The sequence below is a fragment of the Paenibacillus paeoniae genome (genome assembly GCF_003388735.1).
In the GTDB taxonomy this organism is placed as follows: domain Bacteria; phylum Bacillota; class Bacilli; order Paenibacillales; family Paenibacillaceae; genus Pristimantibacillus; species Pristimantibacillus paeoniae.
Genome location: NZ_QUBQ01000006.1, coordinates 99,775 through 124,696, shown reverse-complemented (window position 1 = coordinate 124,696; position 24,922 = coordinate 99,775). Strand labels below are relative to the sequence as shown.

Sequence of the window (24,922 nt, the reverse complement as noted above, 5' to 3'; positions counted from 1 at the left end):
GAGGGGGCGGACTGAATGGCAATCGAAGAGTTTCAGCTTTACGGCGAGAGCGCAATCAGAGCGTGGAACGAGGAGTTGGAGATCGTCTTAGTCCCGTCATGGGGGAGCAACTTATTGTCTTTGCGCTCTATAAGCAAGAACCTTGATTTATTGCGATTTCCGCAGAGCCGGGAAGAGTATGAAGGCGATCCGTTCATGTACGGATTGCCGATTCTCTTCCCTCCGAATCGGATAGCTGACGGAATGTTTGACTATAACGGCACGAAGTATTGCTTTACCATTAACGACCCAACAGAACACAATCACACCCACGGTTTGGTGTTCGATTCGCCGTGGAAGCTCCTGCGGGCCGAGGCCGAGGGAGAACGAATCATGCTGGAGACGGTCATAGATTCGGAGGAACACGAAGGGATTCTAGCGCAGTTCCCTCATCTATTTACCGTTCATATGCAGTACATTTTGGAGCGGACGTCACTAACTGTTGAAGCGACGGTTAGCAGCCAGGATAGCGCTCCGTTTCCTTGGGGGCTAGGCTATCATACGACCTTTAATTTTCCGTTTGACGGTTCGGGGGATTTGACGTCATGCCAGTTTGCGCTTAATGCGGATAAGCAGTGGGAGCTGAACGAACGCTTTTTGCCAACAGGGAAGCTAGTTGATATCCCGTATTTGGAACAACTGCGCCAGGGTACAAGCCTTGTCGGGCATGCGTTGGACGATGCTTTCCAAACGGCCAACATCGGAGCGAATGAAGCGGTGCTGACGGATTCAGGCTCCGGCATTCGCGTTGTGTACAGCGCCGACGAGCAGTTCAAGCATTGGGTGGTGTACAATCATGATTCCAAACAAGGTTATCTTTGCCCGGAACCGTATACTTGGATCACGAATGCCCCTAATTTGGGGCAGCTTCCAGAGGAATTGACCGGTTTCCGCGTTCTTCATCCTGGCGAACAAGCCAAGACGACAACACGAATTTCGATTGTAGAGGTGATCTAGACATGTCTTTGCGCAGCGATCGATGGTTCAAACATCCGTCCAAAGAAACGCGTTTTCAGCATTTATCGGCCATGAGGGCAAATGGACATGTTCCAGAATCGTTCATAGGCAAACCCATTATAGGTATTTTCAACTCGTGGAGCGATTTGAATAGCTGCAATGCGCCTCATAAAGAATTAGTCGAGTTCGTCAAACGAGGGGTGCTGCTCGCTGGAGGCTATCCGCTGGAGATGCATACGATTACGGCGCCTGCCGATTTTATGAAACCTTCGGATTTGCCTTATCGCAACTTGATGGCGATGGATGTCGAGGAATCTATTCGGGCATTGCCGATCGATGGCGCGGTAATGCTTTGCGAATGTGACAAGACGACTCCCGCCCAGCTTATGGGTGCAGCCAGCAGCAATATCCCGTCGCTTCAGCTTGCTGCCGGGCATCGGGCATCCGGAACATTTCGCGGGAAGAAAGTGAATTACGGTACCGATCTTTGGCGGTTAATGGATGATTACAACGCGGGACTGTTGAGTGAAGAGGAATGGACGGAGCTGGAAAAATGCATTTCGTGCACACAGGGGGGGTGCCCCGTTATGGGGACCTCGTCTAGCATGAAATGCTTGTCCGAAATGCTCGGCATGATGCTTCCTGGCACCTCCACAATCCCAGCTGCACATGCAAGCCGCAAATGGGCGGCGGAAGAGACGGGGAAACGAATCGTAGAGATGGTCAAGGAGGGATTGACTCCGTCACGCTTGATGACGGAAGCCGCATTCGATAATGCCATCAAGCTGCTCGCGGCGATTGGGGGCTCCACTAATGCGGTTATCCACTTGACCGCGATCGCGGGACGTCTTGGCATCCGCATTCCTTTGAAGCGTTATGAAGAACTGTCCGCGGGCATTCCGCTGCTCGTTAATCTTCAGCCGAGTGGAGAGCACAGCATGGACGATTTTTTCGAAGCGGGCGGGCTTAGGGCTGTGATAGGCAGGCTGCTGCCTCAACTGGACTCAACCAGTCTTACCGCTTTGGGAACTACACTTGAAGAAGTTTATCGGGGTGCTGCCTCTTACCGTGACGACATTATTTCCACACTGGGCGAACCCTTCAAAACAGAGGTTGGCATTGCCGTGCTCTCGGGCAATTTAGCGCCTTCCGGCGCGATTCTGAAGCGCGCCGCAAGTTCGTTTATTCATGGGAAGCACAGGGGGCAAGCGATTGTATTCGATAGTTATGAAGATATGCATGAACGAATAGATAGCGAAGAGCTGGAAGTTGACGAGACATCGGTGCTCGTTCTGCGAAATTGCGGTCCAATCGGTGCCGGAATGCCCGAATGGGGAGCGTTGCCGATTCCGAAAAAGCTGTTGAAGCTGGGTGTGCGAGATATGGTCAGAATTAGCGATGCCCGAATGAGCGGAACAAGCTACGGAACCAATATCCTGCACGTTTCTCCGGAAGCTCAGCTCGGAGGGCCGCTCGCGGCGATCCGCAGCGGCGATTGGATCGAAGTCGATTTGGTAAGGGGAACTCTTCATGTTGAGCTAACTGACACGGAAATACGCGAGCGAATGAAAGCTTGGTCACCTGTTCGCTTGCACCGACGCGGATATATGCGGTTGTATGCGGATCAAGTCCTGCAAGCTGACGAAGGCTGCGATCTCGTCCATCTGCGTCCGGACTCCGAGGATGAAGTTCCTTTTATCGAACCGACCATAGGAAGAGGCTAATTAATCAGTCATTCTTTTCTGAAGATGACTTTGGAGGACACAACGATGAGTAGAGCGCAAGCATTCGCGGCCAGTCTAGGCTTGCCGTCTAAGGAACAGTATCAGCTCGCGACAAGCGAGAAGAGATTCGAAGATGGCGCGCATTATAGGGTGGAAATTCCCTCCGTGGAAGGACCCGAAATCCTGGAAAGCGTCATCGCGGAGTCCAAGAAATTCGGGATAACGGTAAATCGGGTATCTCAGGGCAGCGGCATTATGCTGTTAAGCGACTCAGAAATCCGCGACATGGCACAGATGGGGAATACGGAAGGGATGGAAGTGTGCCTTTTCGTCGGCCCTCGAATGAGCTTCGATATCGGCGGGATGGCTCTTAGCAGCAACGGTAAGGTGCTTGGCGGAAGACATGCGGGGATGGATCAACTGCTCTATGCGTTGGAGGATGTGTTTCGTGCGACGGATCTAGGCATCCGCAGCGTGCTTGTGGCTGATGAAGGCTTGGTATGGCTGATTGATCAAGCCAAAATCAAAGGACAATTGCCGACCGACTTAGTCGTCAAAATCTCCGCGATGATGAGTCCGACAAACCCGATAAGCGCAAAAATCATAACGGAGCTCGGCGGCAATACGTTGAATTTGACCGGAGATATTACGCTTCCGCAATTGTCGTCGATTCGTACGGTCGTTGATGCGCCCGTCGATCTCTATATCGAGTCCCCGGATGATATGGGCGGGTTTATTCGGAATTATGAAATTCCGGAAATCGTCAGAATAGCCTCGCCTGTGTACTTGAAGTTTGGGCTGCGCAATGCGACAAGCGTCTACCCTGCAGGGACCCATAACAAAGAGGTTGCCAAAATGCAATGTATGGAAAAAGTGAACAGAGCTTATTTGGGTCTGCAATTGCTGGAACGGTATAACTCCGCTTCCGTTCAATCCGGCAAGTTCGCCAAAGGCTTGGGTATCCCTACTGTGAACTAATGCCGCAACCAATGGATGGAGGGAATAGAATAATGACGTTAGAGCAGACTTATCTTAACTATATCGATGGCAAATGGAGCCCCTCTGTAACGGGAAGGGTGACTGCAAGTATTAATCCTGCCCATACGAACGACATCGTCGGCTATGTGCAAGATTCCGATGAAACGGATCTAAATCTTGCAGTGAGCGCCGCTAATCGTGCCAAAGGGGCATGGCGTAAGCTCTCGGGAGCAACGCGAGGCGATTATCTTTTCAAGGCGGCGAACCTGTTGGAGGCAAGATTAGCTGACATCGCCGAAACGATGATGCACGAGATGGGCAAAACCTTGGCCGAATGCAGGGGCGAAACGGCTCGCGGCGTGGCAATTCTCCGTTATTATGCTGGGGAAGGCATGCGGAAGATAGGCGACGTTATTCCTTCGACCGACCATGAGGCGATGATGTTCACCACTCGGGTTCCTCTGGGGGTCGTAGGCGTTATCACACCATGGAATTTCCCGATCGCGATCCCGATGTGGAAAATGGCGCCGGCACTTATATATGGGAATACTATTGTGATAAAACCAGCTATTGAAACGTCCATTACGGCTGCTAAGCTTCTAGCTTGTTTTGAGGAAGCGGGTTTTCCGGCAGGTGTTATCAACATGGTCACTGGTGACGGCGCAGTGATCGGCGGCGGTATTGCACGACATCCCGATATTCAAGGCATCACCTTTACGGGCTCCAACAAAGTAGGGAAAGGGATCGGGCAAACCGCTCTATCCCGCGGCGCAAAATATCAATTAGAGATGGGCGGGAAAAACCCGCTTATCGTCGCGGAAGACGCAAACCTGGATCTGGCGGTGGAAGCAGCTATCAGCGGCGGATTGAAATCAACCGGACAGAAGTGTACCGCAACGAGCAGGATTCTGGTACATGCTTCAATCTATGAAACGTTCCGTACGAAGCTGGTGGATCAAGTGAAGCGGTTGAAACTAGGGAACGGGAACGATTCTGCAACGTGGATGGGGCCTTGCGCGAACGAAAAACAGCGCGATAGCGTTCTTTCTTACATCAAAAAGGGAATCGCGGAAGGCGCGAGCTTGCTCTGTGGGGGAGGTGTGCCTGACGACGAGGAGCTGAGACAGGGATATTTTGTGGAGCCGACCGTATTTGACGAAGTGACTTCGAATATGACGATCGCTCAAGAAGAAATCTTCGGGCCGGTGCTAGCGCTTATTCCTTTCAATCATTTGGAAGAAGCGATCTCGCTTGCAAATGATGTGGAATTTGGACTCAGCGCCTCTATTTTCACGCAAGATATCGGGAATATCCTTGCTTTTATCGCCGACATGGATGCAGGCTTAATCCGGATTAACGCTGAAACTGCAGGTGTCGAGCTGCAGGCTCCTTTCGGCGGAATGAAGCAATCCAGCTCTCATTCGAGAGAGCAAGGACAGGCAGCCATCGAGTTCTTTACTTCCATTAAAACTGTTTTTCTGAAAGCTTAGCAGGATTAAGCATTTTGCATAAATCCCAAAAAGCGTTCCGAAGTAGTCCATATATTGCTGTGCGTGGCTCCATTGAGAAACAGTGAGCAAGAAAAAAGACAATCTCTATCGGTTGTCTTTTTTTCTTTTAAGTAAGTGAAATATTCTGGTGACGCTATTGCGCAGGAATCAAAAGCCAGCGTTCAATCCGCTTCAAGATTCCGCTCAAGCAATGCCCCTAATCGTTGAGCCATAAAGGATGGAGGGAGAGGCTTTCCATTCTTAAACCACCATTCCACCACCCCTACGATAGCCGCTCCTAAAAATTGAATATCCACATTTTCGCCGTCGGTTAATTTTGGGCGGCTTCCTTCGGGCATACTATTCGCTAATTCTTGGAGAAAAAAATCAAGGAATCGATTGCGGAAAAAGGGGCTCCCTTTACTCGCAAGCAACGCGGAGAAGAATAAATAATGACTCTCGAAATACTCAAACCATAACAAACCCATATCTAGATAATCAGCGTCATCGTCTGTGGAATCACAGAGTTCTCGTAGATCGTCAATATGTTCTTCGATGAGCTTATCCAGAAGATCAAATTTGTCCATGTAGTGAAGATAGATGGTTCTTCGGCTGACATCTGCCCTGTCGGAAATATCTTGTATCGTAATCTGATCAAAACTTTTTTCAATCATCAGTTCAATAACAGCCATTTTTATGGCTTCTTGTGATTTGCGTATCCTTCGATCTATCTTTAACACTTGAGTATCACCAGCCTTTCTATTGCTGTTTACTATTATACATAGTTGTTTTTTATTATACTAATGTGCATTTTCTTTGCGTATATGGGGGGGATTTCAATGGAAATTGCGATTATTGGAGCAACAGAAGGAACTGGAAGGAAAGTAATGGAGGGGGCACTTGTCATAGCTATGTTCATATCGGTGAGGGTAACACGTGCTCATGGTCACCGTTGTCCGTTAGAAGCGGAACTGTAGCGAATGGAGATTGTAACGGTCACGGATGTCTCTTACAGGCTGGAAAGGGGGCGATTGAGGGGGGAAACGCATTCTACTGGTCGCGGATGTCCTTAAGAATCGGGATTAGGTAAAAATCAGCCTCTAAAGGTCAGCAGTGGCCGTTAGAACGGGTCCTTTTTTTCGTCGTTGATCGGCTGACTCCGCATCGGTGCTAGTCCTGAAGGACGGGCCGGTTTTTTGCTGAATAAATGATATGTTCACTGTTTGTTTTGTCGATGATAGAATAAGGCACGTCACATTAACTTGGACACAGAGGGGGAGATCGTCCTGCTTGCAAGTATTCTAATTGCTGTTGTAGCTGTGGAACATCTTTATATTCTGATACTGGAGATGTTCCTGTGGACGCAACCGCGAACGAGGAAGACGTTCGGCATATCTGCTGAACTGGCTCATAATACCAGAGCGCTGGCCGCCAACCAGGGGTTGTATAATGGCTTTCTTGCTGCGGGACTCATATGGAGTCTTCTGCATCCGGACTCGGATACAGGACGGCAAATCGCTTTCTTTTTTCTAGGGTGCGTGCTTGTCGCTGCCTTGTATGGGGGCGCAACCGCCAAACGATCCATTTGGGTGATGCAGGGGATTCCAGCTTTAGCTGCCCTGTTTGCGCTGTTGTGGCTGTAAAACGTTTATCCGAGCTTCATACGGGATGTCTGTCCTGACTAAAGGACGCGGTGGGCAGATTGTTGTCTTGAGGGCTCAAGAGAAGTTTATTCAAAGAAGCCATTCCATGGTCTGGAATGGCTTTGTCTTTTACACGTCACTTATTTGGTGTTAGCTTGATTTTCCTTGTGACGCTCGATGATCATGTCCGCAACTAAGTCAACCTGTGCTTTAACGGCAAGTGGGTCAAATGGCCAGAAATACTCACTTTTCAGCGTGAAAACTTGATTGTTTTTTACAGGGCTCAGATGTTTCCACAAGTCTTCTGATGGATCGAAGCTCCCGCTTTGTCCTGCCTCTACAAACAGGTAGTCGCCCATAAAATCAGGTACCTTTTCAAGTGAAATAACGCTCGAGCCCACATTTTGGTTATGCATTTCTTGTACAAGCGGCGGACGTTTTAACTCCAAATGATCGTAAATTGCCTGTGCGCCCCGCCAGCTGTCACCAGCATAGACATATAGAGCCTTATTATGCCCGCCCATTAGAGAAACCGTTTCATCTTCTTTCATTATGCCTTTTAAACGTTCCTTTGCTTTTGCAACAGTGATGTTAAAGGAATCAATCCATTCTTCAGCTTCTTTTTCCCTGCCCAGTACTTGACCGATCGTTCGAACCTCGTTCCGTGCTTCACCTAGTGTATTGTAGGGAAAAACGACAGTCGGAGCAATCAGGCTGAGCTGCTCATATATGGCCGGATCATCACTCAGCGTTATAATTAAATCAGGGTCTAGCGACAATATTTTCTCAACGCTGCTCAAATCAATGTGTCCAGTATCTTCGATCCCCATCCCCTCCGTTAAATGCCGGTTATGAGGCGATTCAATATCCCAGTAGGGCGCGCCGACCGGCTTTACGCCAAGGGCTAAAACAGCGGCCAAATATCCTTGAGCGACTACTCGTTTAGGCTCAGCTGGAACTTCAACCTCGCCCATTACGGTATTCACTTTACGGGTGCTAGGTGGTTTGGCAGCTTGATCTTCTGATTTCTCAGCATCCTGGCTTGCTTGCGATGAGGGGGGTGGCTGCTGGTTTTTGTTGCTGGGATTAGCCGCTTGTCCGCAAGCGGCTAAAGTGAGCGTAAGAACAAGAATGGTACATAAAGCTACTATCTGGCGACTGTTTAATTTCATTGCAAATAGACTCCTTTTATCTTTTTATGAATAGACGTGTGTTGGATATTATCGATAATGATTATCATTATCTACAATACCTCGTTCATTATAACAAGATAAGACAAAAGGAGCTATTGCCATTTTATCGCCCGTTTTTATGCACAAATGTTAGTTGCCTTGGAGCAAATGATTAACCTGAATATCGAGCTGAAGCTCTAGCAGCAGGCCGTCGCAGCACCAAAAATCGTCCAATTGGAGGCGGTATAGCTTGCCCTTGCAGCCAATTGGAAGACGTTGCACGGTCATATCCTTCTCAAGCTGCTTCCATTGTCTGTCGCTACCTGCTCCTCCAGTAATAATAAACATATGATCAGCAGCATAAGCAGGCAGCTCATTTAACGCAATAAAGTGATGCTTATCTGGATCCAGCACATCTCTTTGAATAGCTGCTGGAGCTTGAAAGCCAAGTGCGTTATACAAATTGTAGGCAGCACGGGCCCTGTTGCTCCAAATATACCAGCCATTCTCACGCAGCTCGTACACAGCGGCGGTTTGTCCGCTTGCAAGCAAGCTATCCAGTCTTTCTTTGGCCATCTGCACCTTGCCTGTATAACGCGCAACCCACATATCTGCCTCATGCTCGCGTCGTAACAGCTTGCCCATGTAAAGCAGCTCTGAAATCGGATCACGCTTTCCCCACTCGAGCGACAGAATGGGCGCAATCTGCTCCAGACGGTTCATGCGGCCCGGCATATTGTAATAATAGGTGGGAGCAATAACGAGTTCTGCTTCCAGGGAAGTAAGTGGTTGCCCGTCATAGGCACCATCTACTGTTGGTACATTGCGCAAATAAGGCTGGAGAAGCCGATTATCCCGTGACAGCTCGGCGTCCATAGCTACAGGCGTAAGACCAAGCGCTAAGAGGCATCCGGCAAATTGAAATGCGACGATCCGCATGGGAGCAGCGTGATCTCGAAATTGGCCAGGAGACAAGCCAGTAATTTGCTTGAATTTACGGCTCAAATAGATGCCGCTTGTGTATCCAACCTTGCTGGCAATTTCCTGCACAGTAAGCGAGGAGGATAATAATAGCTCCTTGGCGCGATCAATGCGTACACGGTTAACATAAGCCGAAAATCCCCAGCCCGTAGACTGGGTGAATAGGGTGGAAAAGTAGCTCGTATTAAAGCCCGATAGCTTCGCGAGCTGCTCTCTGCTGAGTGGGGTCGCATAATGCTCATTAATGTGAGAAATCACGGCATTTAAAGATATATCTCTGACGAGCTCCAACTGCTGGGAGGAATGGATGGAGAGACCAAGCAGCTCATCAAAAATAGTCGAGGCAGCTTTTGGATATAAGCCATTTTGTTTCTCCATTTGCAGCAACTGTTTGACAATATCGATAGCGCGATAAGGCAGCTTGCCTGATTGCCAGCCACTATCCGGAAGGCTGCTGCGATTATTTTGATAAACAAGCCTTTCCTCGTTCTGCTGAACAAGCTCATAACTTTCAAAGCTTAGCAGACATAGCTTTGGTAATCGTTTGTCCATTCGATATAGCTTGAGCTGATTGCCAGGTCGCATAAAAAGCAAGGTGTCCTTTGTTAGCTCCAAGGTGCGTTTTCCTGCATCGGCTTTTACTGAGCCGGTTATTGCCGCTATTAAAGTCGGCCTATCTATCCGCAGCAATATCGCCTGCTCCTGTATATGCCAATCCAGCAGCCGACAGGCTTTCAGCTGATGAATAGTGGTTTCCATCTATGACGATCTCCTTATTAGAAATTGAGGGCACTTCGAAGTGCCCTATTATGTCGTTACCTTCATGCTGCAGCAAATGCATCATCTCGCAGCTTTCCGTCTAAACAGCAGGTACATAAAGAACGGCGCACCGATTCCGGCGGTGAAGACGCCTGCAGGGATATCGAGCGGCAGGAAGAGCATTCGTCCGGCCAGATCCGCGAGCAATAAAATCATAGCGCCAAGCAATGCCGATACGGGGATGACCAGCTTATACGAATGGCCGACAAGTTTTCTCGCCATATGCGGCGCCAACAATCCGATAAACGAGATCATACCTGCAACGCCGACGGCAGCTCCCGCAAGCGCAACACTGTAAAACAACAGGACCATCCGGCTAAGCTGTAGCCTGCTCCCAAGTCCGACAGCCGTCGCTTCTCCCAGTGACTGCACATTCAGCTCTTTGGAGTAAAGGATGGACAATGGGATAAACACGGCGACCCAAGGCCAAAGCACCTCGATATATGTCCAATTCGTCCCGTAGATGCTTCCTGTCATCCAATTCAGCACCTGTGCGGCTAAGTAGGCAGGACCACTGATGAGTAAAAACATCGTCATCGCGCCCATCGCGGTAGATATGCCTATGCCGATTAAGACCAGTCTAAAGGGGGAAATTCCTTTTTTCCAAGCTAATGCATAGTTTATGGCTGCGGTCAGAAATGCGCCAACAACAGCGATGGCCGGAACCCAGTGAATGCTATAACCGGTGAACAGGGTCATAAAAGCCACGACGGCTACCGAGGCGCCTCCCGTCACGCCCAGCAGATCAGGAGAGGCCAGCGGGTTGCGAATGATACCTTGAAGGATAGCGCCGGCAACCGCCAGAGCAGCTCCAATCAATAGGGCAGCAAGGATACGCGGCAAACGAAACTGGATAATGATCAAATCGCTTGCTTCTTGGTTCTTGCCTACGAGTGACAGCAGAGTTTCCCGGAAAGGGATGCTCGTCCCTCCAATAGACAAACAAACGATAGCTAGCGCAAGCATGGTGAGACTAAGACCGGCTATGATCAAAACGTTCTTTTGGGTTTTTCCTTTATGCATGCTGCCTCCTTCTCGCCACATGAATCAGGAATGGCACGCCAACAAGTGCGGTTGCCACGCCGACCGGAACTTCCTTGGGCATAAGGATGAAACGCGAAACAAGATCAGCACATACGAGTAGAAGACCCCCCGTTAATGCACAATAGGGCAGCAGCCAGCGATAATCGTTGCCTACGAGATACCGGCAAAGATGCGGCACAATTAAGCCGATGAAGGCGATAGGACCAGCGGTGGCGACTGAGCTGCCTGCCAGTAAAACAACGGCAATTACAGATAGCCCCCGGATGAGCCCCATCCGCTGTCCCAAACTTTTGGCACTGTCATCACCAAGCGCCATCACATTAAATGAGCCCGACAGCAATAGCGATAAGATCCAGCCGATAACGAGATAAGGCAGCACAATGAGCAAATGATTAATTTGTCTGTCTGCCACCGAACCAATCATCCAAAACAAGGCAGCCTCAAGCGATTGTTTATTTACTAGCATAATGCCGGAAGTCATGGACGAAGCAAAGGCCGCAACGGATGCACCGGCCAGTGTAAGCCTGATCGGCTCAAAGCCGCTTCTGCCCTGGAAGCCAAGGGTGAACACAAGCAGCGAAGTGACTGCTGCGCCTGCCAAGGCGATCCAAACCATTCCGCTCATCGTCAGCGAAGAACCGAGAACGGCCAGCGCAATTACGATAAACAATACAGCGCCTGCATTAATACCGAAAATGGAGGGTGAGGCTAATGGGTTCCTAGTCAGCACCTGCATAATGGCTCCCGCAATAGCGAGGCTTCCTCCTACGGCTGCTGCAATGAGAGCACGAGGCATCCGTGTATTCGTAATGATAATGTGAGCGTCGGAACCGTCGAATTGGGTATAGGCCAGCCATACATCTCTGATCTCAAAGGTATGGATGCCGTACAAAACGCTGGCAAGCATGCCGGCGAGCAGCAGCAGGAAGCCAATAATCAAACCCGCCTGCTTACTTCTGCGGCTGTGCAGCCCTAAAGCCATATGAATTCATTCCTTTCATCAGAAACAAGCTGACGTCTCGTAATGACGACGTCAGCTTGCGTATCCCTTATGCCAAATTACTTGATGTCAAAATAGGCAACGATCTCATCAAGCAGCAGGTTTGCAGCTTTGTAGCCGCCTGCCGTATTCCAGATAGCTTCATCCACTTGAACGACTTTATTGTTTTGCACGACATTTAACTTTTTGAACAGGGGATCATTCATCCACTCTTCGACTACTTTGGCAGCATCCGACTTGCCGGCTGCTTCTGTAACAAAGTAGAACAAGACGTCTCCGTCCATGCTAGGAATGGTTTCTTTGGACATGATTTCAATGAAGGAATCCTTGTCTTGTGATTCCGGACGTGCGAAGCCAAGATCGTTCAAGAGTACGCCGGAGAACGTTTGCTTCTGATAAATCCGGACCTGAGAAGCCGAGAAGCGGGCTACGGATACTTTGGTGTCCGCTTTGTCGCCAATTTTGGCTTTCACTTCGGCAATTCGTTGATCAAACTCTTCCATAGCCTTCTGGCCCTCATCAGTCTTATTGACAGCTTCCATATACAGCTTGAAGTTGACTTTCCAATCTCCGCCTAAGTCCTCGGCAAAAACGGTTGGAGCGATCTGATTTAATTGCTCATAGATCTTGTCTTGTCTAACCTTGTTTCCGATAATCAGATCCGGCTTCAGGCTGGCGATCAATTCAATATTCGGCTGCAGCTCGTCGCCGACTGCTGTTACCTCTTGCATGTCATCCTTGATATGGTCATACCATGGATCGCCAATCCAGGATTGGACAGCTCCGATTGGTGTAATGCCTACGGCAAGAAGTGCTTCTGTGCCTTCGTTCGTAAGGATAACGACACGCTCAGGCGTGCCTGTTAGCGTTGTTTCTCCCATTGCGTGCTTAATAACGCGCGGTGCTTCGGCCGCCGCATCCGTTGGAGAGGGGGCAGGAGTCGAGACAGTGGTGCTCGTTGGAGTAGAGCCGCCATTAGCCGAATTCGTATTTGACGTACCTGTTGAGCAAGCGCTAAGCAACAAAATCATACAAAGCAATAATGATGCAGCCATCGGTGTTCTTTTTCCGCTGTACATAGATGATCTTCCCACTTTCTTGTATTGATAATGATTTTCATAACCATTACCACTATAACGTCTGAGTCTGCTTGGGACAATTGCATATCTTGAACGATCGGCAGGATTATTTTGAACCTTTGCTTTAAATTGACCTAGAGATAGGCCCACCTGCTTTTTGAACATCCGATTAAAATAACTGTCATCAGAGAAGCCCACGCTCTCCGCAATTTCTTGCAGCGTGGCATCGGTATTCAGCAGAAGCTCTTTTGCCTTGTCGATACGAAGCGCAATCATATAGTCGATGGGGCTCTTCCCAACAGTCTGCTTAAACTTCCGCGACAAGTAACTCACGCTGCAATCTAGCAGCTCGGCAAGCTCGTCGAGTGTGACACGATCCGCATAATGCTCCTGAAGGTAGCGCATCGCCTGCGAGACAAGATCGACCTTTTTGCCTTGAATGCCTTGTTTGCTCATCTGACTTAGAAGCTCATGTACAAATTGATAGAATAAGATTTTTATATGCAATTTCTCCAGCAGGCTCGGCTGCAGCCATTCACTCTCCATCCGTTCCATTCGATGATATAAGGGAATCGGATCACCTGGCGCAAAGCTATATTGCAATTGGAATGGGTTGTTCGTCTCCATTAGCTTCACCAATGGCTGACGTGCAGGCAAAGCCAGAGTGGCTTTATAAAAAATCATATAATATTCGAAAAAATCCTGGGCGGCAATATCCAAACACATCCCCTTGCCGCCATGCAGCACATGAAACCGATCTACGAAGCTTGCATTACCATCCATCCACATCTGCGCACTGCCGCGAATCGTATAAACAAAGGTGCTGGCAGGCAACCGATAGGATCGCAGCTCATCTCCTGGCTCCATGATAGTGTGACGCACATCTACCACTTTGATCGAGGCTTGATTCCATAGCAATAGGTGATCACTCATTTTCATTGAGCCCGTTCATTCCCTTCTAAACATGTCAGCCTAACGGCAACAAACTACTATTCATTATAAATGATAATCATTCTCAATTACAATAGAAAGATGTTTTTTTTATCGAAATATCTCTAATAACCGCTCACTGGAAGGGCAACAGCGGGCTAATCGACTGCCATTTTGCAAATTCAACTTCATTAGCCTGAGTAATGGAACTACAGAATGCAGCAATCTGGAGCTTAGCGTTAACAATTAGAAAAAGCGACCGCAGCCGGTCGCTTTTTCTACGTATCAACCCTATCTTATTGGACAATTAAAACGCCTTGAGCGGCCAACTGCTCATGAAGCCGCGGAATGGAGATGCTGGCAACGGAAACCTTCTCTTCAATAGCCAGAGCAGCGGCGGTGCCGGCTGCCTGCCCAAGGGCGAAGCAGGTGGCTTGCACGCGCATAGATGACATAGCCACGTGAGTGGCAGATATGCTGCGGCCGGCTACGATTAATCCTTCGACGTTGGCGGGCAGCATACAGCGGTAAGGGATATCATAGCCGTCTAGCTTGCGTTCGTCCGTATTGGCTCCGCCGGTAGGGTTGTGAATATCAATCTCGTAATTTGTTTGTGCTACGACATCCTCGAACCGACGGCCGCTGGTCAGGTCGTCCTCCGTCAGCGTATACCTTCCTTCGATCTGATTCGTTTCTCGAACGCCGACCTGGCCCGGCACGTGGGAGAGGATATAGTTGCCGTGGTTGTTGCGCTGCAAGTAATTGGCGACGGAGAATACCTGGCGCAACGCTTCCTTCTCCGCATAATTGATATCCTCGATTGTGGCCCCGTTGCCCTTGACACGCGTCATATTGACGAGCAGCGTACCATTGCCCATACCGCCCCAATAGAGATGGCGGCCTTGCGGAAGATCGGAGACCGATTCGTACTTATAACAATCATCGGGTAAATATTGGCGTACCGGCTTTCCAGTATCCTGCATCATGAACATCAGCGTCATTGGCTGTGTCAGTCCGTCTTCGTCACGCCCCGAGTGTGTGGGCACGCCGGCCTCCGAGGCAACTCTTGCATCCCCCGTACAATCAATCACGACGCTGCCTTCGAACGCCCGGAGACCTTCCCGCGTATTGGCGACGACGCCAGTTACCCGGTTCCCGCTCATGAGAGCGGAAACGAAGCTGGTATGATAATAGACGTTGATGCCTTCTTTCTCCAGCTTTTGATTCAAATAATGGCGCAGCTCGAAAGGTGAATATTGGGGCCAGATCGACTCATGATGCGAACTCGGCAGCGCGGCGGGAAGAAACTCCGCTATGATTTCACGATAAATACCGGTTACGTTCCCCACTCCCATAAAGACGCTGACATTCCCAAGTGTCCCCATTCCCCCTAATTGCCCCGAATGTTCCAATAGTATTGTTTTACGTCCGCAACGTGCGGCGCTGATGGCCGCAGCTGTTCCTGCGGGACCTCCTCCGACGACGATAACATCGGCTGTATCTTGGACGGTGACGGTTCGCTGCAATGAAATTTCACGGTTTGGCATGCTTCCATTCTCCCTTCGAGTTGTCATTCTGCTTTGATGACCTTTATTGTAGGGAAAATGAAACTTAGATTAAAGTTTCATTTTTGTTACAATTATAAAAAATTCGCTCACATCGAAGGAGCCAGTCATGTCTCGAAAAAAAATGATTACGTTACAAACGATTGCTGATGATTTGGGCTTAACGATCCATACCGTATCCAAAGCGCTGCGGGGACTGCCTGGCATGTCGGAGACAACCCGCAAGACCGTTATCGAACGGGCACGTGAGCTTGGGTATCGGACGAAGGAGCAGGAAGCTGGGATGTACGCAGAGAGAATTCCGTGGTCGAACGCCAAGCCCCGTCGATTCGCTATGTTGATTATCGGAGATTCCATCTTTCACCGGCAGCAGCTGGAGGGGGTGCAGTTTCGATTAAATGAGCTTGGACATACGCTCTATCCACTACTTATTCCGACTTCCTTATCTGAGGGAGCGGACTTCCATGAGTGGCTGGAGAGGAATGGCTTGTTTTATGCCGACGGCTTGTTTCTCACCGCAGCTATACCGGAGTGGATGGAGTCTTCGCTGCTGAAGCTGCAGATACCCAAGGTACTTGTTAACTATCCGCCCGATTTAGCCGAGGTGGATAGTGTGATTTGGGATGTGGAATATGCAGTTCACCGATCGATGGAGGAGTTGTACCGCTGCGGCCATAGCCGCATATTGTACGTTGGGTCCATCGAGCCATTGCGGGGATTCCGCTTAAGATGGAAAGCTTTTGTGGCTGCGGCGGAGAGGCTGGGGTTGAGTGGCTTAGCGGATCCAGGCGAGCATGTCACTATCGAGGCGGAAGATCGGGCCGTGTGGATGGAGAAGCTGCGGGAGAAATTAACCTCCGGTCAATATACCGCCGTCATCAGCGCGATTCCAGGTATGGCCGAATGGGTGTACGTCGCCGCCGGCTTTCTTAACCTGGGTATTCCGAAGCACTTTTCACTAGTTGGGATGGAGAACGAAGACAATCCTTATTTTCCGGATATGACACGTCCATATTTGCTTGTCCGGGAAGCGGGGGAGCGGGCGGCCGAGCTCATGCTGCGAAGAATTGCGAACCCGCTGCTGCCATATGAGCATGTACGGCTTAGAGGCGGGTTTTATCAAGGGAATACACTCCATGTACGGAAGTCTTGAAGTCATAGGAATACCGTAAAATGTCATCGTTGTCCTCTAACGAGCAGAGAAGAAAACGGTTACGATTTGTTTGAATGCTGCTTAGCGTTCACGCTCAACATTTGAAGACAGGGAGGGGGCATCATGAATCGTTCAAAAGCGCGGCTAACGGTGATCGCCATCGCGGCAGGAGTAAGTTTGATCATAGGAGTCGTGTTGCTTATGACCTGGAAAGGCGCTTTATTCGACGATGCTGCGGTCGCCGAAGTGAACGGTCAACCGATTACGGCTGCTGAGTTCACGCGGGCGCTTCATCAGCAGCGGTCTGCTGTTATCGACTATTACATGCGGACATATGGAGCTGAAATGGACACCGATTTCTGGAACACCGACTACAGCGGAGAGACGCCTGCGCACACGTTAAAGGAATTGGCGCTTGAGTCTGCCGTAAGATTGAGGCTCCAACTGATTCTTGCGGAATCTCAAGGCATTATTCAAGGGTCATCCTATAATGAGTTGCTTGCAGAGATGGAGCGGGAGAATGCGCGCAGAAAGGCAGCTCAGGAGGCGAGAGAACCGGTGTACGGTCCAATCCGGTTCGACGAAACCAATTTCCCTGAGTTTTATATCAGTAGAATTTGGAATGAGTTGAGAGAGAAACTGTCCCAGGATGAACTAGCGGTAGAGGATGAGCAATTGATGCAGCATTACGAGCAGATCAAGGACGAGTTGTTTAAGCTGGAGGATAACATACGATTTCATTCCATCAAGGTATCTTATACGGAGGATGGGCAGCGGATCGACGGCAAGCTGAAGCAGCAGGCTGAAGTAATGATGAATGCCATTAGGGAGCGATTGGAACAGGCCGAATCGATTGAAGATATTGTGAAAGAGCTGGAGGAAAGCGATGCCGGGCCCAGCGTGCTGTTGGCTATTGAGCCATTCAATGATGATACGGCAAGGTACTACTTTAAGTCTCTGCCTAAGCTCTATGAATGGTTGGCTGGCGGCCAGGAAGCAGGGCGAATCAGTCCCGTTATGGATGACCGGGCAACGGGTCAATACGTTATGGCTCTTGTCATTGACAGGGAAGCAGGCGGCTATCGAAGCTTTGCAGAGCAGAAGGACAATGTCCGCAAGCATTATCTAAATGTCGTGCTGGCTGCGTATTTGGACGAACGAATGGGTGAGGCTGAAGTGAACAAGATTGCAAGCAGGTATGATCGCATAAAGGTGAACTAGCAGATGCGAAAAAATGAAAGCGGTTACTTTCTGCTGGTTTAGGGGAAAGGTGTTCAAGCAGCGGTAGCTTCATACGAATTTGAAGGAGGTTTAAGAATGAATGGAATGAAAATGAACAAACTGATCGGCATGCTGCTTATATGGGTGTTGATTGCGGCAGGATTAGCGCCAGCGGCGTCTGCAGCGACCGCATATGAAGCGGAGCTATCGCCATGGATAGCAACAGGAACCGTTTATTATGTAGACGATCTGGGCGGCGACGATGCGAATGCGGGAACAAGTCCGGCTGCGGCGTGGCAGACGCTGAGCAAGGTGAGTGGCACCGTATTTGAACCGGGGGATGCGATTTTATTCAAGGCGGGCGGCATCTGGTCAGGTACGCTAAGCCCGCAGGGCTCGGGAAGCGACGGTCAACCTATCGCAATTGACAAATATGGCGAAGGGGCCAAACCATTGATTGCAGGCGACGGAGCGAATGCGGCGATATACTTCTACAATCAGGAGTATTGGGAGGTTCGCAATCTGGAGATTACCAACAATGCCGAGACGGCGGGGCAGCGCCGGGGCATTCACGTATCAGGCGACAGCGGCAATGATTGGAACAACATGCGGGAGTACAAGCATTTTGTATTCGAATATCTGGATATCCATAGCGTGAAGGGGCAGCAGGGAGGCGGCTGGCACAGCGGAGGCATTATCGTATGGGGTCCGGGCTGGAATTATGCCGTATCGGATGTAGTCGTTCGGCACAATAAGATCTACTCGCTGGACAGCGTAGGCGTATATTTGAACGGAGCCACCCGGGGTTTTTCTTCAAACAACCGGATCGAGAACAACATGATTTACGATATTTCGGCGGACGGAGCCATTTTGTTGAACACGACAGATGGGGTTATTGAGAACAATGTTGTATTTGACACACATAAGAGGGCAAGCGGCTACCATGTTCCGCTGTGGACATGGGGTACCAAAGATGCCGTAATTCAGTACAACGAAGTGTTCAATACGTATCCGGGCGGGGACGCTATGGCCTACGATTCGGATTTCAACAGCAGCGGCACGATTATCCAATATAATTACAGCCATAACAATGCCGGGGGATTCGTCCTGACGATCAACGATGGAACGAATCCGAACAATTTCAACAAGGATACGGTTATTCGCTACAATATTAGCCAGAATGACCACCATACCATCTTCACCTTCGGCGGACCGATCGAGAATACGCTCGTTCATAACAATACGGTCTATATACCCGAGCACTCGAGTGCAAGAGTATTCGCCAGCGGCGAGTGGGGAGGTTATGCGAAGGACACCTATTTCTATAATAACTTAATCGTCAATTATGGCTCGGGCGGCTATTCGTTCGGCCAGAGCACCAACAATGTGTTCGACAGCAATCTATTTTACGGCAATCATCCGGCAAACGTGCTGGCAATGGACACGAATAAAATAACATCTGATCCGCAGCTTTCTTCTCCGGGATCGGCTACGATTGGCCGGGATACGACAGCCGGTTATCAGCTGCTGCAAGGATCGCCGGCAATAGGTGCGGGACGGATCATTCAGGCGAACGGCGGCAAGGATTACTGGGGCAATCCGGTACCGGCGTCCGCCAATCCCAATATCGGCGCATATGAAGGGCCGGGACTCGATCCGAACAATCTTCCAACGCTGCCGCCTTCGCCGGAGGAGGCTAATTTGCTCGTCAATTCGGGATTTGAAGCAGGCGATTTCACCGGCTGGAGCTACTATTACAACGGAGCGGCAATTGTGGATAGTGAAAGACGTACCGGTGATTATGCAGCGAAACTAACCAATGCTGGTTCAGGAGTGGAACAGACCGTAACCGGACTCAAACCGAATACGATGTATATTTTATCGGGCTATGGCAAGAGAACGAACAACGGGTCTGCAGTTTTGGGCGTCAAAAACTATGGAGACGGCTTTATGGATGTTCATATGAACAGTTCGAATTATACATGGAGGAACCTTGCTTTTCGTACGGGAGATACCAACACAAGCGCAACGATCTACCTTTACAAAAGCAGTGGAACAGGCGAGGTGTATTTTGACGATTTATCATTGATCGAATATGGGGAAGTTCCGGGCTCCACGCCTGTGGTGCTTCCGCCGGACCCGGTTTTCACGGAAGGAACGAGCGATGAATTCAATACCTCCACCCTTGATGCTCAGTGGAACTGGATTAGAGAAAATAACGCAAATTGGTCTTTGACCGCCCAGCCCGGCTACATGAGAATCATCAGTGAAGCGGGTGATATCGTGGATGGTCAAGCATCTGCCAAAAATATTCTATTAACCGGTGCTCCTGAAGGTGACTGGACGATCGATACGAGGATGGTTGGAAAGCCTGCATCCCAATGGTCGCAGGGTGGGTTAATCGTCTATGAAAACGATCAATCCTATTTCAGATTAACTCGGTTATATGGAACCGGAAATCAGTTTCAGTTCACCAAGCAGATTAATACGGTACGTGAACATGTGGAAGTCCCCGATACGTTGGAGTCAACGGTATCCTACTTGAGAATAGTGAAGCAAGGCAACACTTATAGCGGATATTATTCGGCAGACGGAGTCATCTATACCCAGGTGTGGACCACACAGACAGCCGACCTCACTGATTTGAAAATCGGATTAATCGTATGTGCGGGCACGGGACTTGCTGCGGGATTTGACTATTTCCACATAACGCCTGCCGGAACGAATCCGCCGCAGCCGACGCCTGTAACGGGGGTCGCTCTCGATCCGGCTGAATTGAGCATGGAGGTCGGTGAGACTGCCGTACTATCGGCGACAGTAACGCCAATTAATGCTACCAATAAAGTAGTGACATGGAGCTCGGATAACCCGGCTGTGGTGATGGCGAACGCAAATGGAACGATAACCGCAATGGGAATTGGATCTGCTGTCATTTCCGTAACGACAGCAGATGGAGCGAAGACGGACACGAGTGTCGTTCAGGTTGTGCCGCAGTCGCCTCCCCAAGCGAAAAATATTGCTCATTTAGCTGATTTATCTGCTAGTTCGAGCCATGAGAATGGAAGTTTTCCGCCAATGCTTGCGGTGGATGGGGTCAAAAACCAGGATGCAAGCAGGTGGATTTCCAATACGGCTCTTGCAGGGCCGCACTGGCTCCAACTGGATTGGGATACTTACTATGAGATCAGTCATGTCAAGGTATGGAGCGGCTTTAAAGGGTTAATTGGAAGACAAATAGCCGACTTCGAGATCCAATACTGGGACGGAAGCGTTTGGCAGACGGCTGCATCCGTCACGAATAATACGCAAGACGGCAGGTTTGATCAATTTGTTGATTTGGTTTTCCCCGCCGTTACGACCAATAAGGTGAGAATGTACATTACTAAAGGCAGTGCCTATGATCAAGTGGCCAGACTCTTTGAAATCGAGGTTTGGGGTAAGTAGTCTATTCAGGTCATGAAATTACCGATAAAGGTCATCGCTCTCCCCTAACAGAAATAAGCCGGTTCTCTTACAATTTAGTTATCCGGAACAAGCATGAGAACTACGCATAGCGAGGGGGAAGGGAAAGTATGGCTGCTGCTGATTTCGTCGGAATAAAGGGTGAGGACGGCTTGACCGTGATGCAAGGCAAAAAACGGTTCCGGGCGATTCGTTCCTATTGGGACCTATACTTAATCATGCTGCCCGGAATTTTATATTTTCTTGTCTACAAATATTTGCCCATGTGGGGGGTTGTTATCGCCTTTCAGAATTACAGCGTATTCAGCGGAATATGGGGCAGCGAATGGGTAGGTTGGCTGCATTTCAAAAACATGTTTATGGCTGACGATTTCTACACCATATTCCGAAATACGCTTTTGATCAGCATCTACAAGCTGATATGGGGTTTTCCAGGCCCGATTATATTGGCTATTATGCTGAACGAGATCCGGCACATGCTTTACAAGCGGTCGATCCAGACGTTGGTTTATCTGCCTCACTTTCTATCGTGGATTATTCTCGGGGGTATCATGGTCAATGTGCTTTCACCATCCTCGGGAATCGTGAACAAGCTTATTACGATGCTGGGCTTTGAACCAATCTTTTTCCTGACAAGCGCAGACTGGTTCAGAACCGTCATTGTCGCAAGCGATATTTGGAAAGAGGTTGGCTGGGGGGCCATTATCTACCTCGCAGCAATTGCGGGTATCGATCCTAAGCTCTACGAGGCGGCAGTCGTGGATGGCGCAAGCAAGTGGAAGCAGCTTATCCACATTACGCTGCCATCGATGATGAGCGTCATCGTCATTTTGTTCCTGCTGCGTCTAGGTCATGTGCTTGACGTCGGATTCGAACAAATATTCGTGCTCTATAACTCACTGGTATACGAAGTGGGGGATGTCATCGAGACCTATGTTTACCGGGTCGGCATTCAGCAGGCGAAGTTCAGCTTTACAACGGCTGTAGGGCTGTTCAAAGCGGTAATCGGCCTTATCCTTGTCACACTTGCGAACAAGGGTGCGAAGAAGCTCGGACAAGAAGGAATATGGTAGAGAAAGGGGCGAATCCATGAGATTAACCAAAGGAGAGCAAATCGTATCGGCACTCAACTATATATTCCTTGGGTTGTTCGCCTTGCTGGCATTGGCGCCGTTCGTTCATGTGCTGGCGCAATCGTTAAGCAGCCATCAAGCCATTACGTCCGGGAGAGTATCCTTGTGGCCGGTCGATTTCTCGTTCGAGGCTTATAGCAGAGTGTTAAGCGAGCAAGAGTTTCTGAGATCGTTTCAGATCAGCGTTCTACGCACAGTCGTTGGGACTGTCGTCAACGTTGTCCTCACCTGTCTCTTGGCTTATCCGCTATCCAAGGCTTTTATTAAGGGCAGATCGGTCATCATGTTTCTTGTCGTGTTCAGCATGATGTTCGGCGGAGGCATGATTCCGACCTTCCTGATCGTAAAGGAGACCGGGCTGCTGAATACGTTCTGGGCGTATATCATTCCGGGAGCGGTCAGCGCATTTAATGTCATCATTATAAAAAATTTCTTCCAAAGCGTGCCGGCAGAGCTGGAGGAATCAGCGAAAATCGACGGTGGCTCCAATCTTGGCATCCTGTTCCGAATCGTAATTCCACTATCGATGCCGGCGATCGCGACGATTACGCTGTTCCACGCGGTTGGTCACTGGAATTCGTTTTTTGATACCGTTCTATATGTGACAGACCGAAAGCTGTTTCCTCTGCAAGTCTACTTGCGGGAGCTGGTTATGTTTAACCAGTCGGGCATCGACAACAATTCCGGATATTCCGCGAATCTGGACAGCACCCTGCTGGCGCTTGAATCGCTGAAGGCGGCGGCGCTTATTGCGAGTACGGTACCGATTCTAATCGTGTATCCGTTCCTGCAGAAATACTTTGTGAAAGGCATTATGCTTGGTTCTGTCAAAGGATAGACGCCTGAGATAATGAGAGGGGATCGATTACTATGAAAAGATGGAAACAAACCATGTCGGCGCTGCTGCTCGTCACAATGATAATGGGCACGGCATGCTCTTCGAATACAACTAACCAACCGTCCAGTCCTCGCGCTTCATCAGATACTTCCTCCGCATCGCCTTCCGGTTCAGGGGACGCTTCAGAGGAATTGGAAAGAAAATCGATTCGCGTCGTGTTCAACAACGGGGGACGCAAGTTCCCAGATAAGATGGACGAGAACAACAATCCGTACATCGATTTTATCAGAGAACAAACAAATCTCGATATTACGCTGCAAATACCGCCGGCTGACGGCTATCAGGATGCGCTTAACGTCATTATGGCGTCGGGCAATTTGCCGGACTCTATCTATACGTTCGATGCCAGTTGGTTCGAAAATTATGTGAAGCAGAACGCGCTTCAGTCATTGAATGAGTGGATTGATAAATATGGCGCAGACTTGAAAAAGAATATCCCGGAAGACGCATGGAAGACAGTCACGATTGACGGCAATATCTACGCGATTCCTTCCATGAATGCGGAACCGGGTAATGAGATTATGTACGTGCGGAAGGATTGGCTGGATAATCTGGGCCTCCAGCCGCCGAAGACGCTGGAAGAGTATCGCGAAGTGATGAGAGCTTTCGCTGAAGACGATCCTGACGGTAATAACAAAAATGATACGTTCGGATTTATTATGGCCGAGAATCTGGCTAGAATGGCTCCTCTTGTAGGTGCGTTCGGCATCCAAAAAGGGATGTGGACGGAACGGGACGGTCAATTGGTCAATTCGAGTATTCTGCCCGAGATGAAAGAGGCGCTGGCATTTATCGCAGGACTGCATAAGGATAAACTGCTTGATCCGGAATGGATTCTCAATAAGGAAGCGAACTTCAGCGAGAAGATTGCCAGCGGCCAGGCCGGTCTGTTCTCGGCATTCTGGTACGACACGCGCGGCCCGATTCTGACTAGCAAAAACAATGAACCTGATGCGGAATGGATTCCGCTTGAATTCCCGGTTGGCCCTGAAGGGAAACAGGGCACGACAGGCAATGGCTATATTGCCGGCTACAACGTTGTGCCGATCACAAGCAAAAATCCCGATGCCGTCGTCCGTATGCTCAATTTCATGAATGGCGAAGGCTACCGTACGTTGCTGCTCGGCTTCGAGAATGAAGTGTGGTCGATGCAGGACGGCAAGATTGTGACGAACTTCGAAAAACATAATGAGCATATTTATCGGCAGACGCTTGGTGAATCCATCCGGCCTTTCGGTGCAAAGGAAGAGAAAGACCGTCGCGATTCCCTTGGTTTGGAATTTAATTTGAACGACAACATTGACAGAATCGGGAAGGTGGCTATCCGTGACCAATATTTCGGTGTGCCAACGCCCGGCATGGGCAAGTACAAAGCTGATCTGACGAAGCTCGAGCTGGAATATTTCACGAAAATGATCGTTGGGCAGCTTCCGATTGACGCGTTCGATAAATTCGTCGAGGAATGGAAGAAAAAAGGCGGGGACGAAATTACCGCGGAAGTGAACGCATGGTATACGGACAATAAATAAGACCGACTGAGGTTGCTGATGGCGCTCCATAGGAGCGCCATTTCCGCTATTCATAATAAGGGTTATACTTTTTTTGTATGTGTTACCGGGGTTGGACTTCTGCAC

At 49.5% G+C, this 24,922-nt stretch carries 18 protein-coding genes; 11 read left to right on the top strand and 7 right to left on the bottom strand.

What is annotated here, in order from left to right; all coding sequences use genetic code 11:
• The first annotated feature begins 15 nt into the window (after window positions 1-15).
• From DX130_RS22560 to gucD, 4 genes are read left to right on the top strand one after another with little or no spacing between them, the layout of a single operon-like run.
• Window positions 16-996 carry an aldose 1-epimerase gene (locus DX130_RS22560; protein WP_116049243.1) on the top strand — a complete coding sequence of 327 codons (981 nt, stop codon included), beginning with the start codon at window positions 16-18 and terminating at the stop codon, window positions 994-996.
• A gap of 2 nt (window positions 997-998) precedes the next feature.
• On the top strand, window positions 999-2,720 hold the full coding sequence (locus DX130_RS22555) for a dihydroxy-acid dehydratase (protein ID WP_116049241.1): 1,722 nt from the start codon (window positions 999-1,001) through the stop codon (window positions 2,718-2,720).
• A gap of 45 nt (window positions 2,721-2,765) precedes the next feature.
• Entirely contained in the window at window positions 2,766-3,698 is a 933-nt protein-coding gene (locus DX130_RS22550) for a hypothetical protein (protein ID WP_116049239.1), read from the top strand.
• Window positions 3,699-3,730: 32 nt separating this feature from the next.
• The gene (gucD, locus tag DX130_RS22545) at window positions 3,731-5,188 is read left to right on the top strand and encodes an alpha-ketoglutaric semialdehyde dehydrogenase GucD (protein WP_240644658.1); all 1,458 of its coding nucleotides are present in this window, start codon (window positions 3,731-3,733) and stop codon (window positions 5,186-5,188) included.
• 182 nt (window positions 5,189-5,370) lie between these two features.
• Here the strand turns inward: gucD and DX130_RS22540 are convergent, their stop codons facing one another.
• A complete protein-coding gene (locus DX130_RS22540; RefSeq protein ID WP_116049235.1) occupies window positions 5,371-5,928 on the bottom strand; it encodes a TetR/AcrR family transcriptional regulator in 558 nt (185 codons plus the stop codon).
• 522 nt (window positions 5,929-6,450) lie between these two features.
• Between DX130_RS22540 and DX130_RS22535 the strand changes: the two genes are divergently transcribed.
• On the top strand, window positions 6,451-6,831 hold the full coding sequence (locus tag DX130_RS22535) for a DUF1304 domain-containing protein (protein WP_420818549.1): 381 nt from the start codon (window positions 6,451-6,453) through the stop codon (window positions 6,829-6,831).
• A 140-nt stretch (window positions 6,832-6,971) separates the two neighbouring features.
• On the opposite strand, the gene DX130_RS22530 is transcribed toward DX130_RS22535, so the two are convergent.
• From DX130_RS22530 to DX130_RS22505, 6 genes are all read right to left on the bottom strand, one after another.
• On the bottom strand, window positions 6,972-8,003 hold the full coding sequence (locus DX130_RS22530) for an ABC transporter substrate-binding protein (protein WP_116049233.1): 1,032 nt from the start codon (window positions 8,001-8,003) through the stop codon (window positions 6,972-6,974).
• A gap of 150 nt (window positions 8,004-8,153) precedes the next feature.
• Window positions 8,154-9,743, bottom strand: coding sequence for a helix-turn-helix domain-containing protein (locus DX130_RS22525; protein WP_116049231.1), 1,590 nt, complete (start codon window positions 9,741-9,743; stop codon window positions 8,154-8,156).
• 81 nt (window positions 9,744-9,824) lie between these two features.
• Window positions 9,825-10,826: a FecCD family ABC transporter permease gene (locus DX130_RS22520; RefSeq protein ID WP_116049229.1), complete on the bottom strand. Its 1,002-nt coding sequence runs from the start codon at window positions 10,824-10,826 to the stop codon at window positions 9,825-9,827.
• Window positions 10,819-11,829 carry a FecCD family ABC transporter permease gene (locus DX130_RS22515; RefSeq protein ID WP_116049227.1) on the bottom strand — a complete coding sequence of 337 codons (1,011 nt, stop codon included), beginning with the start codon at window positions 11,827-11,829 and terminating at the stop codon, window positions 10,819-10,821. The genes DX130_RS22520 and DX130_RS22515 overlap by 8 nt, the downstream gene beginning before the upstream one ends.
• Before the next feature lie 77 nt (window positions 11,830-11,906).
• Window positions 11,907-13,859 carry an AraC family transcriptional regulator gene (locus DX130_RS22510; RefSeq protein WP_240644657.1) on the bottom strand — a complete coding sequence of 651 codons (1,953 nt, stop codon included), beginning with the start codon at window positions 13,857-13,859 and terminating at the stop codon, window positions 11,907-11,909.
• Between the two features lie 293 nt (window positions 13,860-14,152).
• The gene (locus DX130_RS22505) at window positions 14,153-15,403 is read right to left on the bottom strand and encodes an FAD-dependent oxidoreductase (RefSeq protein ID WP_116049223.1); all 1,251 of its coding nucleotides are present in this window, start codon (window positions 15,401-15,403) and stop codon (window positions 14,153-14,155) included.
• Window positions 15,404-15,530: 127 nt separating this feature from the next.
• On the opposite strand from DX130_RS22505, the gene DX130_RS22500 reads away from it, so the two are divergent.
• The 6 genes from DX130_RS22500 to DX130_RS22475 all read left to right on the top strand — a co-directional run bounded on the left by DX130_RS22500 (window position 15,531) and on the right by DX130_RS22475 (window position 24,817).
• Window positions 15,531-16,574, top strand: coding sequence for a LacI family DNA-binding transcriptional regulator (locus DX130_RS22500; RefSeq protein WP_116049221.1), 1,044 nt, complete (start codon window positions 15,531-15,533; stop codon window positions 16,572-16,574).
• A gap of 123 nt (window positions 16,575-16,697) precedes the next feature.
• Window positions 16,698-17,795, top strand: coding sequence for a SurA N-terminal domain-containing protein (locus DX130_RS22495; protein ID WP_116049219.1), 1,098 nt, complete (start codon window positions 16,698-16,700; stop codon window positions 17,793-17,795).
• A 96-nt stretch (window positions 17,796-17,891) separates the two neighbouring features.
• Window positions 17,892-21,239 (top strand): beta-xylosidase family glycoside hydrolase, encoded by a 3,348-nt coding sequence (locus DX130_RS22490; RefSeq protein ID WP_116049218.1) that lies wholly within the window; start codon window positions 17,892-17,894, stop codon window positions 21,237-21,239.
• Between the two features lie 179 nt (window positions 21,240-21,418).
• Window positions 21,419-22,330, top strand: coding sequence for an ABC transporter permease (locus DX130_RS22485; RefSeq protein WP_240644670.1), 912 nt, complete (start codon window positions 21,419-21,421; stop codon window positions 22,328-22,330).
• Between the two features lie 16 nt (window positions 22,331-22,346).
• Entirely contained in the window at window positions 22,347-23,228 is an 882-nt protein-coding gene (locus tag DX130_RS22480; protein ID WP_116049214.1) for a carbohydrate ABC transporter permease, read from the top strand.
• A gap of 32 nt (window positions 23,229-23,260) precedes the next feature.
• Complete coding sequence (locus DX130_RS22475; protein ID WP_116049212.1) at window positions 23,261-24,817, top strand: extracellular solute-binding protein; 1,557 nt, start codon at window positions 23,261-23,263, stop codon at window positions 24,815-24,817.
• The last annotated feature ends 105 nt before the right edge of the window (window positions 24,818-24,922 follow it).

Coding starts and splice junctions, on each gene's coding strand:
- DX130_RS22560 (WP_116049243.1), top strand. CDS start 16: ATGGCAATCGAAGAGTTTCAGCTTTACGGCGAGAGCGCAATCAGAGCG.
- DX130_RS22555 (WP_116049241.1), top strand. CDS start 999: ATGTCTTTGCGCAGCGATCGATGGTTCAAACATCCGTCCAAAGAAACG.
- DX130_RS22550 (WP_116049239.1), top strand. CDS start 2,766: ATGAGTAGAGCGCAAGCATTCGCGGCCAGTCTAGGCTTGCCGTCTAAG.
- gucD (WP_240644658.1), top strand. CDS start 3,731: ATGACGTTAGAGCAGACTTATCTTAACTATATCGATGGCAAATGGAGC.
- DX130_RS22530 (WP_116049233.1), bottom strand. CDS start 8,003: ATGAAATTAAACAGTCGCCAGATAGTAGCTTTATGTACCATTCTTGTT.
- DX130_RS22525 (WP_116049231.1), bottom strand. CDS start 9,743: ATGGAAACCACTATTCATCAGCTGAAAGCCTGTCGGCTGCTGGATTGG.
- DX130_RS22520 (WP_116049229.1), bottom strand. CDS start 10,826: ATGCATAAAGGAAAAACCCAAAAGAACGTTTTGATCATAGCCGGTCTT.
- DX130_RS22515 (WP_116049227.1), bottom strand. CDS start 11,829: ATGGCTTTAGGGCTGCACAGCCGCAGAAGTAAGCAGGCGGGTTTGATT.
- DX130_RS22510 (WP_240644657.1), bottom strand. CDS start 13,859: ATGAGTGATCACCTATTGCTATGGAATCAAGCCTCGATCAAAGTGGTA.
- DX130_RS22505 (WP_116049223.1), bottom strand. CDS start 15,403: ATGCCAAACCGTGAAATTTCATTGCAGCGAACCGTCACCGTCCAAGAT.
- DX130_RS22500 (WP_116049221.1), top strand. CDS start 15,531: ATGTCTCGAAAAAAAATGATTACGTTACAAACGATTGCTGATGATTTG.
- DX130_RS22495 (WP_116049219.1), top strand. CDS start 16,698: ATGAATCGTTCAAAAGCGCGGCTAACGGTGATCGCCATCGCGGCAGGA.
- DX130_RS22490 (WP_116049218.1), top strand. CDS start 17,892: ATGAATGGAATGAAAATGAACAAACTGATCGGCATGCTGCTTATATGG.
- DX130_RS22485 (WP_240644670.1), top strand. CDS start 21,419: ATGCAAGGCAAAAAACGGTTCCGGGCGATTCGTTCCTATTGGGACCTA.
- DX130_RS22480 (WP_116049214.1), top strand. CDS start 22,347: ATGAGATTAACCAAAGGAGAGCAAATCGTATCGGCACTCAACTATATA.
- DX130_RS22475 (WP_116049212.1), top strand. CDS start 23,261: ATGAAAAGATGGAAACAAACCATGTCGGCGCTGCTGCTCGTCACAATG.